Genomic DNA, 14,531 nt, shown 5'->3' on the forward strand with positions numbered 1-14,531 from the left:
AAATCTGAAATCTGAAATCTGAAATCTACAAAATAAAAAACCGCTGTAAAAACAGCGATTTTTTTAGCTACAAATCAAATATCAATTATTGACCTTTGATTTCGCTACGACCATTGTAAATCGCTTTTTCACCTAACTTCTCTTCGATACGAAGAAGTTGGTTGTACTTAGCAACACGGTCAGAACGACACAATGAACCAGTCTTAATTTGACCTGCCGCAGTACCTACTGCTAAATCAGCAATTGTTGCATCTTCAGTTTCACCTGAACGGTGCGAGATAACCGCTGTAAAGCCAGCTTCATGCGCCATTTGAATTGCTTCAAGTGTTTCAGTTAGTGAACCGATTTGGTTGAACTTGATTAAGATTGAGTTTCCAATCTTTTCATCAATACCACGCTTTAAGATCTTCGTATTAGTTACGAATAAATCGTCACCAACTAGCTGTACTTTGTCGCCAATCTTATCTGTTAGTACTTTCCAACCAGCCCAGTCGCTTTCGTCTAATCCGTCTTCAATTGACACAATTGGGTAACGTGCAGAAAGATCCGCTAGGAAGTCAGCAAAACCTTCTGAATCAAATACTTTACCTTCACCTTTAAGGTCGTACTTGCCGTCTGTGTAGAATTCAGATGAAGCACAGTCTAGCGCAAGCGTTACATCTTCATTCATTTTGTAGCCAGCAGCTTCAACCGCTTCAACGATTACAGCAAGCGCTTCTTCGTTAGATGATAAGTTAGGTGCAAAACCACCTTCATCACCAACAGCTGTGTTTAGGCCACGTGCACTAAGTACTTTCTTCAGGCTATGGAAGATTTCTGCACCCATGCGAAGTGCTTCTTTAAAGTTAGGTGCGCCTACTGGCTGAACCATAAACTCTTGAATGTCTACGTTGTTGTCTGCGTGCTCACCACCGTTGATGATGTTCATCATAGGTACTGGCATTGAGAACTTACCCGGCGTACCGTTTAGTTCAGCAATGTGTTCGAATAACTCTTGGCCTTTGTCTTGTGCTGCAGCTTTAGCGTTTGCTAAAGAAACAGCTAGAATCGCGTTCGCGCCCAGTTTTTCTTTGTTTTCTGTGCCATCAAGATCAATCATGATGCCATCAATGTCTTTTTGCTGGTGAGAGTTTTTGCCGATTAAAGCGTCAGCGATTGGACCATTGATGAAATTCACCGCATTTAAAACACCTTTACCTAAGTAACGGCTCTTGTCACCATCACGAAGTTCTAATGCTTCGCGGGTACCCGTTGATGCGCCTGATGGTGCACATGCACGACCCCAAATGCCATTTGCTAAATGTACTTCAGCTTCAACAGTTGGGTTACCACGTGAATCCATTACTTCACGACCAATGACTTTTACGATTTCAGACATCTTATATCCTCTTTCCCATAAAGGTTGTTGTGCTAAGCCTGTGAAGGGTTCAAAATCACAGGCAGTTTAAATAAAAAAGCCGCGACACAGGTCACGGCTTAACAATTACTTTTCGTCTTTTTGCGCAGCGAACGCCGCACCCACGAAGCCTTCAAATAAACGATGGCCATCGCGAGGAGTTGAAGTAAACTCCGGGTGGAACTGTGCAGCCACAAACCACGGGTGATTTGGATGCTCAATCATTTCCACCAGCTTCTTATCTTCCGATAAGCCTGAGAAAACAAGACCGGCTTTCTCTAGTTGCTCAACGTAGTGGTTGTTCACTTCGTATCTGTGACGGTGACGTTCGAAAATTTCTGGCGCGCCGTATACTTCACGTGCTTTAGTACCTTCAACTAAGTGACACTTTTGCGAACCTAAACGCATTGTCCCGCCAAGATCAGACTCTTCAGAACGTTGTTCAACGTTACCTTCTTTATCTAACCACTCAGTAATTAAGCCAATTACTTTGTGCTCAGCGTCCGCATCGAATTCAGATGAGTTTGCGCCTTCAAGGCCAGCAACATTTCGTGCAAATTCAATTAAAGCAACCTGCATACCTAAACAAATACCTAGGTATGGTACTTTGTTTTCACGTGCGTATTGTGCAGTTAAAATCTTACCTTCAACGCCACGACCACCAAAACCACCTGGTACTAAGATACCGTCAAGACCTGCAAGCATCTCAACGCCTTTTGTTTCAACGTCTTGTGAGTCTACATACTTAATATTAACCGTTACACGGTTTTTAAGGCCTGCATGCTTAAGTGCTTCGTTAACTGATTTGTAGGCATCTGGTAATTCAATGTATTTACCAACCATACCAATCGTTACTTCACCGTTTGGATTAGACTCTTGATATAAAACTTGCTCCCACTCAGAAAGATCAGCTTCTGGCGGCTCAATGTAAAAGCGACGACATACTAATTCGTCTAAACCTTGCGATTTAAGAAGCGCAGGAATTTTATAAATACTGTCTACATCTTTTAATGAAATAACGGCTTTTTCTTCTACGTTAGTAAATAACGCAATTTTTGCTCGCTCATTCGCAGGAATTTGGCGATCTGAACGACAAATAAGAATATCAGGCTGAATACCAATCGAACGTAACTCTTTTACTGAGTGTTGTGTTGGTTTTGTTTTCACTTCGCCCGCAGCACCAAGGAAAGGCACGAGTGTTAAGTGCATATATAGTGCAGCTTCACGGCCAAGCTCAGTACCCAGTTGACGTAATGCTTCAAGGAAAGGTTGTGATTCAATATCACCTACCGTGCCGCCAACTTCAACAATAGCAACATCATAACCTTCTGCACCATCCAGTACACGGCGTTTGATATCGTTTGTAATATGTGGAATAACTTGAATAGTTGCACCAAGGAATTCACCACGACGCTCACGACGTAATACGTCTTCAAATACACGACCCTGCGTAAAGTTGTTACGCTTGGTCATTTTGGTGCGAATAAAACGCTCATAGTGACCTAAGTCTAGGTCAGTTTCAGCACCGTCTTCAGTAACAAATACTTCACCGTGCTGAATAGGGCTCATAGTGCCAGGATCAACATTAATGTAAGGATCAAGCTTTAGAATCGTTACGTTTAGACCGCGCGCTTCTAAGATTGCAGCCAATGATGCTGCAGCAATACCTTTACCCAAGGAGGAAACGACCCCGCCTGTAACGAAGATAAATTTTGTATTCATGTGAACCCTAAGATGTCAGGAATTAATAGACAATATTGCCGTTAAAGGCAATCAACAAGACGGGAAAACATTATACTAAAAGTTGCCATTTTGCTCAAATGAAATTTACGCTTTCTCAAGCTTTTTAACACGCTGCCAAACCGCTTCCATTTCTTCTAGGCTTGCTTCTTTCATTGGTTTTGATTTAGTAATGGTTAATTCAACCGAATTAAAACGCCTTACAAACTTATTATTAGCGTTACGCAGTACCTGCTCAGCGTTAAACCCTGAATGGCGAATTACATTTACCAAAGCAAACAGTAAATCGCCTAACTCTTCAGCTAATTTTTCATCTGGCCCGTGTGATTCTAGCTCTTCGCGTACTTCTTGAAACTCTTCTTCTACTTTATCAAGCGCGCCTTTGACTGATGGCCAATCAAAGCCAACACTGGCAACACGTTTTTGAATTTTTTGCGCGCGAGTCAGCGCTGGTAATCCATGTGGAATATCATCGAGGGTATTCGTTTTTGACTTTTGTTTACGCTCAGCCGCTTTTTGTTCTTCCCAATTTGCTTTTAACTGCGCTTCAGAAAACACTTCTTCATTGGCAAATACATGAGGGTGGCGGCGCACTAATTTATCGCAAATGGCCGCAACAATATCGTCAAAGTTAAATAACTGCTGCTCTTTGCCAAGTTGGGCATAAAAGATAATTTGAAACAGTAAATCACCCAACTCATCTTTAAGTTCAAGCAAATCCTCTCGCTCAATGCAATCGGCTACTTCATAGGCCTCTTCAAGAGTGTGCGGCACAATTGAGGCAAAATTTTGTTGCAAGTCCCAAGGGCAACCACCATCGGGGTCACGCAGTTTGCTCATTATATTAAGCAGAATTTCAATATTATGGCTTTGACTCATTAGGTTCTTACCGCCGAAAAAACGCCATCAACTTGCGATAGCTTAACTAACAGTTTATTCATCTGCTCAATATTGTTGATTTCAATCTTCATTTCAAAAATCGCGGTTTGACGCGCATTATTAGTTTGCAGATTCATATTCAGCACATTGGTTTTTTCATTGGCAAGCACTGAAGATATATCACGCATTAGTCCTTGACGGTCGTTTGCCTCAACGCGAATGGTTACCGCATAGTGCTCACACACTTCATCAGCCCAACTAACATTAATAAAGCGTTCTGGAAACAGCCCCCGTAAATGTTCTAATTGTTCACAGTCACTTCGGTGCACAGCAATACCGCGCCCTTGGGTGATAAACCCTTGAACACTGTCACCTGGCACAGGCTCACAACACTTGGCAACATGGCTTAATAAACTGCCTACACCATCAACAACAATACCGTTTTTATCGCCTTTGCGCGGTTTTGCTGATTTACGAAACTTGGGTAGCTCATCATCTTGCGGTAGATGTTTATTTTGTAAAAAGTTAATCAGCTGGTTTATGCGCACATCCGCAGCTCCAACCGCAACTTGTAAATCTTCTATCGAATTCAAGTTAAAACGCGTCAATGCAGGTTTTAAGTCTTTGGTTTGCAAACTCAGTTTAGCAAGTTCTGCATCCAGAATTTCTTTACCAGCGGCAAGATTTTTATCGCGGTCTTGTTGCTTAAACCAGTGATGAATTTTAGAACGTGCACGTGATGATTTTACATACCCTAAAGATGGGTTTAGCCAATCACGACTTGGATTAGGTTCTTTCTGCGTAAGAATTTCAACTTGGTCGCCAGTGTGAAGCTCATGGGTAAACGGCACAATTTTGCCGAACACTTTTGCACCGATACAGCGGTGTCCTACATTCGAGTGAATGTAATAAGCAAAATCAAGCGGTGTTGCGCCCTTTGGTAAGTCGAGGATATCGCCGCGCGGCGTAAATACGTATACACGGTCTTCCACAACTTGGTTTTTAAGCTCTTCAGCAAACTCTTCGTCGTCGACAACTTCTTCTTGCCACTGTAGTAACTTTCTTAACCAACTGATTTTTTGTTCGTAACCTGAGTTTTTACCCGGCAATGAACCTTCTTTATAAAGCCAGTGTGCGGCAACCCCAAGCTCTGCATCTTGGTGCATCGCTTGGGTGCGAATTTGAATTTCAACAGTTTTGCCTTCGGGTCCAAATACAACCGTGTGAATAGATTGGTAGCCATTAGCTTTTGGTGTGGCAATGTAATCATCAAACTCTTTATTGAGATGACGCCAGTTAGTATGCACAATACCCAGTGCCCCGTAGCAATCTTGCAGTTCGTTAACCACCACGCGCATTGCGCGAATGTCAAAGAGCTGATCAAACTGATAGTTTTTATTTTGCATCTTCTTGTAGATGCTATAAATGTGCTTTGGGCGACCGTACACTTCAGCTTCGATACCGGCATCGGCCAATTTAGCTTTAACAAGGGCCACCATATTGCTCATGTAACTTTCACGAGCAATGCGCTTATCATCGAGTAATTTAGCGATTTCCTTGTATTTTTCTGGATGAAGGTAACGCAGTGAAAGATCTTCAAGCTCCCACTTTAATTGACCAATACCCAAACGGTTCGCCAGTGGTGCAAAGATGTTGTCCGTTTCTTTGGCGGCAATTACCCGCTCTTCTTCAGAGGCGTTTTTTAGTTCGCGCAATAAACACACTTGCTGCGCGAGTTTTATTACCACAGCGCGCACATCTTCCACCATTGCCAATAGCATACGGCGAATATTATCAATTTGCGTACTGCCTTTGCCCTGGAAGCTTAGCGCACCGAGCGCCGCCATTTGTTCAACACCTTTTAGAAGCTCTACAACAGATCTTGAAAAATGCTTGCTTAAGTGTTCTTTATCGAGCTTGCCGTTTAAATAAAGCGGCGTGAGAAATGCGGTTAACAGGGTTTCGGCATCCATATTAAGCTCTGCGAGAATTTCGACAATTTCTTTGCTAGCAGGCAAACTGCTTTCAAATTCGTCGTCTAATTTTTTTTGCTCGCAATATGCTAGGCAATAATCATAAGCACGCTCAAGCTGCTGTTGCTTATCGTCGCTTAAGGCCAACATCTCTAGCCACGCTTGAAAGCCCTCTAGATTAGCAAGTAAGTGCGATTGCCTAATGGATACCATGTCTATTAATTCTCCTTTTCAAACAACGCCATCGTTTCAATATGGGACGTATTAGGAAACATATTCATCAATGAAATTTTACTCACCTTAAAGCCCGCGTTAATTAAAAGCTTGCTGTCACGTGCCATGGTTACTGGGTCACATGCAACGTAAAGTATACGAGAAAAACGCTTTAATTTAAGTTGAGTTAGAATATCAAACGCCCCCATACGCGATGGGTCTAGCAATAGTACCGAATACTCGCGATTAAACCAGTCTTGCGTCTTAATATTTTCTGTTAAATCCTGACAATAAAATGCGGCATTGGCCAATTGGTTTTCTTGGGCATTGTGTTTTGCTAGTGTAATAGCTGATGCAACACCTTCTACACCAACCACGTTCTTACACTGAGTTGCGAGCGGTAAAGTAAAGTTACCCACGCCACAAAAAAGGTCTAATACAGTGTCTTCTTTTGTTACATTAAGCCAGTTAAGAGCCTGCTTAATCATAGCTTTATTTACATCTGCATTTACTTGAATAAAGTTATCAAAGCCAAAAAACAGTTTTAACTGATAATCATCAAGTATGTAATACGGTGTTTCTTGGCTATCAAAAAGCCCTTTATCACTATTGAGTACCAACTGCCATTGATGCTCGAGGCACATGGTTTGTAGTTGCTTAAAATCACTGTCTTTAAGGGCTTTTGTATGACGTACGATTAAATAATTTCCGCTTTCAACCGAACATAACTGTAAATGTGAAATTGAATCACCTCCTTTTAATTGAGGTAATAGCGATCTTACCGCACTGAAAACAGCTTGCCACGGCTTAAGCAAAACATCGCACTGTGAAATATTGATTATTTTTTTTGATTGTTTTTGGCGATAACCAACTAAAAATTGATCTTTTTGCTTGTCGTAAATAACCGCAATACGACCGCTGCGACGATAATGAATGGGCTCACTCGTTAACGGTTTTTGCCATGGTAAATTAGATACTTCAGCAAATTTTTCGAAGAGCTTTTTCACAGCCGTTTGCTTTTCTTGCACTTGCTGCTCGGCGTCTAAATGCTGTAATTGGCAGCCGCCACATTGTTCATAATGCTGGCAAAAAGGCGTTACTCGAAAAGCGCTTGGTTCAAGTACTTTTACCGTTTGGAATTTTTCAAATTTACTTTTATTTGAAAGTTGTTTGGCTAAAACAGTTTCGCCTGTTATTGCCCCTTCAACAAATGCCACTTTTTTATTGCTACGCGTTACACCTAACCCTTCATGGTTCATTGAGTCGATGTTTAATGTTTGTTTCTCTGCTGAAAGTTGCTTTTTTTGCGGTTTAAAAAACCTTGCCACTGTGATTACCCTATAAATTGTTTGCCTAATATCGCTTTAGTCTTTAACCTTAACTCAGTGTCATAATAATTTATTATAACAATCGCACCCGATGAGTAGATTTGGCTTAAGAGACTGGATAATACTATTAACTTTAGTACCCACCTTAACGGTAGGTATTATCCTAGGCAGTTATTTTACCTTAACTCGCTATCAAGAACTTAACGATTTTCTCACCGAACAAGGGCAAACCATTTCCACACCGCTGGCAAAAGCCATAGAGCATGCGCTAAACAGCAACAATATTGTTGAATTAAAGTCGGTTATTAGCGATACACACAATCAACACGCGCCACTCATAAAATCAATTGTGTTATTCAACGCCGATCATGAACTTATTCTCACCAGTAACTATTACCCTGAGATAGAAGAGTTTAAATTTGAAAACGGCAACGCATTGCCAAAACAGCTTTATATTAAACAATTTGAAAAAAGCATTCTGTTTTCGCTACCAATTTTCGATAAAAACGCGCTTTCACAAGACAGCTTATTAATTTCACAGCATTTACCAGTAAAAGCCTATGTAAACGTAGAAATTAGTAACGACCGCGCAGTGATTGCGCGCCAAAGTGCTTTGCTGTTTAGTATTGTGATTATTGGGTTAGCCGTAGCCATCGCGTTAGTAATTGCGTTTCGTTTTTCTAATCGCTTAAGTGATCCAATCAAAAAGCTGGTGTTTGCGGTTGATCAGCTAAAAAGTGATGAATTAGAAACCGGACTCGATGAGCGTATGGCAGGCGAGTTTGAAATTTTAAGACGCGGTCTTAACGATATTTCGGCCAATATGGTTACGCAAAAAGATGAAATGCAGCGCCATATCGACCAAGCCATTAGCGACTACCGCGAAACGCTTGAACAATACGAAACACAAAATATTAAGCTAAATTTTGCCAAACGCGAGGCGCAAAGAGCAAACCAAGTTAAGTCTGATTTCTTAGCGAAAATGAGTCATGAGCTCAGAACGCCGCTTAATGGTGTTATTGGCTTTACCCGCCAGTTATCTAAAACACCACTCAATAAACACCAGAAAGATTACCTCGATACCATTGAGTTTTCGGCTAAAAGCCTGCTCACAATTATTAGTGATATTTTAGATTTCTCTAAGCTTGAAGCGGGTGCGATGGAACTTGAGCATATTCATTTTCAATTGCGCGATACCATTAACGAGGCGCTCACCTTATTAGCGCCGAACGCCCACGAAAAGCACATTGAATTATCGCTATATGTTGCTGATGGGATTTCCGATCATGTAATAGGCGACCCTACCCGCTTTAAACAAATTTTAATCAACCTTATTAGTAACGCGATCAAATTTACAGACAATGGCAGTGTTACTATTGACGTAACCGGCCGTATGTTAAGCGACCATAAGCAAGCACTGCTTATTTCTGTTAAAGACACCGGCATTGGCATCGATAGCAATAAACAAGATTCACTGTTTTTGGCGTTTGGCCAGGCCGATTCCAGCATTACCCGTAAGTTTGGTGGTACCGGTCTCGGTTTGATTATTACCAAACACTTAGTCGAAGCAATGGGCGGTAAAATTTCCTTAAATTCAGCGCTAGGCAAAGGCAGTTGCTTTACCTTTAATGCTGAACTTGAAATTCCAAAGCATCAGTACGCAATCGATTTACCACTCGCACCACTTGAGCAAAAGCGCATTCTCTTTTATGAGCCTTTTGAACACAGTTTTGAAGCTGGCTGTGAGCTATTTGAAAGTTGGCAATTAAATGTCACTCCTTGTGCCACCCTTGGCGAACTGGAACAAGCCCATAATCAGGCGTTTAATTTCGATATTGGCTTGCTAGCCATCAACATTGACCCGAGTGACCTGCAATCATGCCGCGATATAATTAAACGCACGCGTGAAAAATGCGATTACTTATATGTTTTAGTGAATACTATTTCTCACAGTTACCGTGAAGTTGTGATTAATGCTGGCGCCGATGCATGCTTGTCTAAACCTATGAACCATCGCAAGCTTTGTCACACTTTGGCAGCACCATACCGTCTTGATCACCCAACGATTAGCACACCAACAAACAGTAAAGAAAAACTGCCACTTAAAGCGTTAGTAGTTGATGACAATGATGCTAACTTGCGTCTAATGTGCGCGCTGTTGCAAGATAAGATTGAAAGCTTTGATACAGCACACAATGGTGCCCAGGCTGTTAGTCTTGCTAAAAGCCGTAAATACGATGTGATATTGCTTGATATTCAAATGCCTATTATGGATGGTGTAACTGCATGCAAACTCATTTTAGAATCTTCACTTAATGAACAAACCCCAATTATTGCCGTTACTGCGCACGCCCTTGCCAGCGAAAAAGAGTCTCTGTTAAGCAATGGCTTTACCAGCTATCTAACTAAACCTATCGATGAAGAAATTTTAATGAAAACCATCGCTGAGTTTGGTTCAAAAGATTATCAACCTTCAGTACAACCAGCTAAACTAATAAGTAGCGAACCACCATTTGAAAGTACCATGATTGACTGGCAGCTGGCGTTACAACGTGCTGGCGGAAAAGAAGATCTTGCAAATGAAATGCTTAGCATGTTGTTGCTTAGCATTCCTGAAACACAAAAGTTAATTAGCGAAGCATTCGGTGATAATGACAGTAAAGAGCTATTAAGTATTATTCATAAATTTCATGGCGCCTGTTGTTATACTGGCGTACCCAAAATTAAAGCTCTCGCAGAAACTATCGAAACAGCGCTAAAACAAGCACAATCACTTAAAGACATCGAGCCAGAAATTTTTGAACTGCAAGATTGTTTATCGAGTTTAATGCAAGATGCAGGCGCAATTCAGAGTGTGGAGTAAGAGTTTACCTTTAAAGCAGACTGAAGAATTTGACGGGACCTTCAGAGTTTAATCTCTTCTAAATCATGGAATAATTATTGGAATGTCGCTGTTTTTGAAAACAACGACAAGCAGAATTAAGCTCTGTAATAAGCTAAAACTCAAGGCTAGAAAAGCTTACATTCTTGCTTCTAGCATTAAGCGTTTCATATCTGAAACTGCTTTTGCTAAACCATCAATCGCTGCGCGGGCAATAATTGCATGGCCAATATTAAGCTCGTAAATTTCAGGAATGGCGGCTATTGGTTTTACATTATGATAATGCAAACCATGGCCGGCATTAACGGTTAAACCAAGGTCTGCTGCATACTTACACCCAGCGGCGATACGCACTAGTTCTTCATCACGGTCTTTATCGTTTTCAGCATCGGCATAAGCACCCGTGTGAATTTCAACAAATGGCGCTTTTACGCGGGCACATGCATCTAACTGCGCTTCAATTGCATCAACAAATAACGATACTTTAATGCCAGCTGCACTTAGTTTTGCTACTGCATCTGCTATTTTTGCTTCATTGCCAATCACGTCTAAACCACCTTCGGTAGTAAGCTCTTCACGCTTTTCTGGCACTAAACATACATATTCTGGTTTTACTTCAAGCGCGATACCTATCATCTCATCGGTAACGGCCATTTCTAAATTCATACGTGTTTGAATGGTTTTTGCCATCACATAAACATCACGATCTTGAATATGGCGACGGTCTTCACGTAAGTGAATAGTAATACCATCTGCACCTGCATGCTCTGCAACCGTTGCCGCATGGGCAGGATCTGGAAATTGTGTGCCACGAGCTTGTCTTAACGTAGCGATATGGTCAACATTGACCCCTAATAAAATCTCTTTCATATTTTAAGATCCAAATAATTCTCGGCTTTTCAGTTTTTTATACCCTAAAAGCGGATTAAGTAAATAGCGTGCCAGTTGTTTTGCTAATGTGCGCGTTAGCTTATCAGAAAAATCTAACTGTGCAATTTGTTGAATTTGCTTGCCGCTTAAGCCACGTTTGCTGCCACGCAAAGATAGCCAACCCAGTTCATTTTGATACTGGTAATACGTATCATCTTTCAATTCAGAGCCATGAGCATCAAAAGAAAAATCCAATCCAACACCTAGCGCTTCTAATAATTGAAATTCAAACGAACGTAAAATGGGTTCGTAGTCCTCATCATTCGCTAACTGCGTTAGATGCAGATGATACAGCTCATATATTTCATCAAGTGGTTCATTGATAGGTGTTAAGCGAGCAGTAAGTTCGTTGAGGTAAAAACCACAGTACAAAGCTTTATTTTTGAGTGCAACAAGGCTCTCTAGCTCGTATTGGTTTAAGTATTTGATATCGCCTTTGCCAGCATATTGTACGCTAAGGCGACTAAATGGTTGTAGATTGGCTTTTTGCTTGATGCTGTTGCGCCCTTTAATGCGGGCTAACAAGCGAAGATGACCAACACCTTGTACCAACAGGTCCAACATTAACTGCGAGTCGCTAAACGGACGTGAATGCAGTAAATAAGCTGGCACAAAGTGTTGCATTGATTAGGCCTTAGTCTTCACCATAGCCTAAGCTGCGAAGTGCGCGTTCATCATCAGCCCAACCTGATTTCACTTTAACCCAAAGTTCTAAGAACACTTTATTATCAAGCATATCTTCAAGATCTTTACGTGCTTCGCGGCCGATTACTTTAAGCTTTTCGCCTTTATTACCAATCACCATGCGTTTTTGTGTTTGGCGCTCAACCAAAATTAAGCCGTTAATTTGCCAAACGCCGTTATCCATCCATTTAAACTGTTCGATTTCAACAGTCACAGAATACGGTAGTTCGTCACCCATAAAACGCATTAGCTTTTCGCGAATCACTTCTGCTGCTAAAAAGCGCATTGAGCGGTCTGTTACGTAATCTTCAGGGAAGTAAAACTCACATTGAGGCAAAGTGTTATGCACGTGCTGTTTGATTTGTTCAACGCGTTTACCATGCTTTGCAGATATTGGGATCATATCAAGGAAGTTACCCTTGGTTGCTAACCACTGCAAATGTGGTAGTAACTCTTCTTTTTCCTTAACGTTATCTTCTTTGTTAATAGCAAGAATGACAGGCACGCCGCTGCCCATAACCTTATTTAGTACCATCTCATCGTCATCTGTCCAACGGGTACCTTCAACAACAAAGATAATCAGCTCTACGTCGCCAATTGAACTTGATGCAGCGCGGTTCATTAAACGGTTAATCGCGCGTTTTTCTTCGCTATGAAGACCCGGAGTATCAACATATACGGCTTGGTATTTGCCTTCAGTGTGAATACCCATAATGCGGTGACGTGTAGTTTGCGGCTTACGTGAGGTAATACTCACTTTTTGCTCAACCAAACGGTTTAACAGCGTTGATTTCCCCACATTTGGGCGGCCCACAATGGCAATCATGCCACAGTGAGTATCAATTGGCGCATCTAACAGGTCTTTATCAAGCGTCATCTTTAATCATCTTCAATGCAAGCTCAGCTGCTTTTTGTTCTGCTTTACGACGCGAACTTCCTTTAGCTACTACTTGAGGTTTATTCTCAATTAAGCACTCAACCGTAAATACTTGGTTGTGTGCTTGGCCTTTAGTATCAATTACATTATAGCTAGGCAGAGGGATCTTGCGGGCTTGCAGATACTCTTGTAGCAAGGTTTTTGGGTCTTTTTGATTATGCCCTGGGGTAATTGCTTGTAAACGCGTTTGATACCAGTTAAGTACTAATTCACGACATGTTTCAATGTCTGAATCTAAAAATACAGCACCTATAATTGCTTCAACGGCATCAGCAAGGGTTGATTCACGGCGATAACCACCGCTTTTCAGCTCACCCGGACCAAGGCGGAGAAAATCGCCAAGTTCAAATTCCACACCAAATTCCGCCAATGTTTGACCGCGTACTAGCGTTGAGCGCATACGGCTTAAATCGCCTTCACGGGCTTTTGGAAATTGATGATACAAAGCATCAGCTATAACGAAGCTCAAAATCGAGTCACCTAAAAACTCAAGGCGCTCATTGTGAGCACCCCGGTAACTTCTATGGGTCATTGCTTGCTCTAGCAAGCGAACGTCGTTAAAGCTGTAACCTATCTTCTTAAATAATAAGTTTACGTCTTTAGTCATTATTAACTTGTTAAAAGATTATTGAATTTTGCCAAGGCGTTCAAAACGCACACCAGTTGGCACCCAAGACGGTAATAAACTGTCTTCGTCTTCTGAAAAAGTAAAGCTCATCCAAATAAATACGGCTTTACCTACTAAATTTTCTTTTGGTACAAAACCCCAAACACGGCTATCTTGGCTGTTATCACGGTTATCACCCATTGCAAAATAATGGCCTTCTGGTACACGCCACTCGTCTTGTGCCGTACCCGCTTGCTGATAATAGCGACCTGACAATTCAGGCATTGCTGGGTTAATTAAAATATCGTGTGTTAAACCCGAAAGCTGTTCTGTGGCACGAATTTGTGGAATGCCCGCTAGGCTAAACTCACCTTGGTTTACTAATTCGCGCTCCATTTTATTAAATTGGCCACAAGTTAGACCTTGGCTGTCAGTTTGCCCTGCTTCACATTTAGGCTTAATGTAAATTTCCTTATTACGATAAATAATAGTATCGCCCGGTAAGCCAATTACACGCTTAATAAAATCAATTTTATCGTCTTCAGGGTATTTAAATACAAATGGGTCTCCACGCTCTGGCGTACCTACATCCATCAGTTGTGAACGCCAAACAGGATCTTTTACACCATAAGAGTATTTTTCCACCAGAATGAAATCACCTTTTAATAAGGTTGGCATCATTGAGCCTGATGGAATTTGGAACGGTTCATACAAAAACGAACGGAAAATAGTAATGGCGGCAACCATAGGAAAAATCGATTGCGCTGTTTCTGCAATAGAATGCTGCGGCGCAATTTGTTCGATCACTTCTTCGGTTAACGGCACTTGGCTTGAGCCCTGCGCAATTGCAATACGCTCTTTACGCTTTGGCGCGTAAACTAAGTGGTCGATTAACCAAATCAGGCCTGAACCTAAGGTCAACAATACTAGGAATATTGAAAAATAACCCGCCATGTAATTAAC

The 14,531-nt window shown here is 41.5% G+C and carries 11 protein-coding genes; 1 reads left to right on the forward strand and 10 read right to left on the reverse strand.

Annotated features, from left to right (window positions below; translation table 11 throughout):
• Positions 1–85 precede the first annotated feature (85 nt).
• The 5 genes from eno to rlmD form a co-directional block, all read right to left on the reverse strand.
• On the reverse strand, positions 86–1,378 hold the full coding sequence (gene eno / locus ON073_RS06420; protein ID WP_274761045.1) for a phosphopyruvate hydratase: 1,293 nt from the start codon (positions 1,376–1,378) through the stop codon (positions 86–88).
• A gap of 105 nt (positions 1,379–1,483) precedes the next feature.
• Positions 1,484–3,118, reverse strand: coding sequence for a CTP synthase (locus ON073_RS06425; RefSeq protein ID WP_274761046.1), 1,635 nt, complete (start codon positions 3,116–3,118; stop codon positions 1,484–1,486).
• Between the two features lie 105 nt (positions 3,119–3,223).
• On the reverse strand, positions 3,224–4,015 hold the full coding sequence (gene mazG / locus ON073_RS06430; protein ID WP_138633884.1) for a nucleoside triphosphate pyrophosphohydrolase: 792 nt from the start codon (positions 4,013–4,015) through the stop codon (positions 3,224–3,226).
• A complete protein-coding gene (gene relA, locus ON073_RS06435; RefSeq protein ID WP_274761047.1) occupies positions 4,015–6,201 on the reverse strand; it encodes a GTP diphosphokinase in 2,187 nt (728 codons plus the stop codon). Before relA ends, mazG begins: the two co-directional genes overlap by 1 nt.
• 5 nt (positions 6,202–6,206) lie before the next feature.
• Complete coding sequence (gene rlmD, locus ON073_RS06440; RefSeq protein WP_274761048.1) at positions 6,207–7,529, reverse strand: 23S rRNA (uracil(1939)-C(5))-methyltransferase RlmD; 1,323 nt, start codon at positions 7,527–7,529, stop codon at positions 6,207–6,209.
• Between the two features lie 91 nt (positions 7,530–7,620).
• Here rlmD and barA point away from each other — a divergent pair, with 91 nt between their 5' ends.
• Entirely contained in the window at positions 7,621–10,392 is a 2,772-nt protein-coding gene (gene barA / locus ON073_RS06445; protein WP_274761049.1) for a two-component sensor histidine kinase BarA, read from the forward strand.
• 156 nt (positions 10,393–10,548) lie between these two features.
• On the opposite strand, the gene pdxJ is transcribed toward barA, so the two are convergent.
• The 5 genes from pdxJ to lepB are packed head-to-tail and all read right to left on the reverse strand — an operon-like array spanning position 10,549 to position 14,522.
• Complete coding sequence (gene pdxJ / locus ON073_RS06450) at positions 10,549–11,280, reverse strand: pyridoxine 5'-phosphate synthase (protein WP_274761050.1); 732 nt, start codon at positions 11,278–11,280, stop codon at positions 10,549–10,551.
• Between the two features lie 3 nt (positions 11,281–11,283).
• Positions 11,284–11,964 carry a DNA repair protein RecO gene (gene recO / locus ON073_RS06455; protein ID WP_274761051.1) on the reverse strand — a complete coding sequence of 227 codons (681 nt, stop codon included), beginning with the start codon at positions 11,962–11,964 and terminating at the stop codon, positions 11,284–11,286.
• Between the two features lie 10 nt (positions 11,965–11,974).
• Positions 11,975–12,901, reverse strand: coding sequence for a GTPase Era (gene era / locus ON073_RS06460; RefSeq protein ID WP_274761052.1), 927 nt, complete (start codon positions 12,899–12,901; stop codon positions 11,975–11,977).
• A complete protein-coding gene (rnc, locus tag ON073_RS06465; protein ID WP_010560767.1) occupies positions 12,891–13,568 on the reverse strand; it encodes a ribonuclease III in 678 nt (225 codons plus the stop codon). Before rnc ends, era begins: the two co-directional genes overlap by 11 nt.
• Positions 13,569–13,586: 18 nt before the next feature.
• Positions 13,587–14,522, reverse strand: coding sequence for a signal peptidase I (lepB, locus tag ON073_RS06470; protein ID WP_274761053.1), 936 nt, complete (start codon positions 14,520–14,522; stop codon positions 13,587–13,589).
• Positions 14,523–14,531 lie beyond the last annotated feature (9 nt).

The organism is Pseudoalteromonas sp. G4 (genome assembly GCF_028875915.1).
Lineage (GTDB): Bacteria > Pseudomonadota > Gammaproteobacteria > Enterobacterales > Alteromonadaceae > Pseudoalteromonas.

Excerpts from the sequence above, each read along its gene's own strand:
- eno (WP_274761045.1), bottom strand. The coding sequence starts at position 1,378 with ATGTCTGAAATCGTAAAAGTCATTGGTCGTGAAGTAATGGATTCACGT.
- ON073_RS06425 (WP_274761046.1), bottom strand. The coding sequence starts at position 3,118 with ATGAATACAAAATTTATCTTCGTTACAGGCGGGGTCGTTTCCTCCTTG.
- mazG (WP_138633884.1), bottom strand. The coding sequence starts at position 4,015 with ATGAGTCAAAGCCATAATATTGAAATTCTGCTTAATATAATGAGCAAA.
- relA (WP_274761047.1), bottom strand. The coding sequence starts at position 6,201 with ATGGTATCCATTAGGCAATCGCACTTACTTGCTAATCTAGAGGGCTTT.
- barA (WP_274761049.1), top strand. The coding sequence starts at position 7,621 with ATGAGTAGATTTGGCTTAAGAGACTGGATAATACTATTAACTTTAGTA.
- pdxJ (WP_274761050.1), bottom strand. The coding sequence starts at position 11,280 with ATGAAAGAGATTTTATTAGGGGTCAATGTTGACCATATCGCTACGTTA.
- recO (WP_274761051.1), bottom strand. The coding sequence starts at position 11,964 with ATGCAACACTTTGTGCCAGCTTATTTACTGCATTCACGTCCGTTTAGC.
- era (WP_274761052.1), bottom strand. The coding sequence starts at position 12,901 with ATGACGCTTGATAAAGACCTGTTAGATGCGCCAATTGATACTCACTGT.
- rnc (WP_010560767.1), bottom strand. The coding sequence starts at position 13,568 with ATGACTAAAGACGTAAACTTATTATTTAAGAAGATAGGTTACAGCTTT.
- lepB (WP_274761053.1), bottom strand. The coding sequence starts at position 14,522 with ATGGCGGGTTATTTTTCAATATTCCTAGTATTGTTGACCTTAGGTTCA.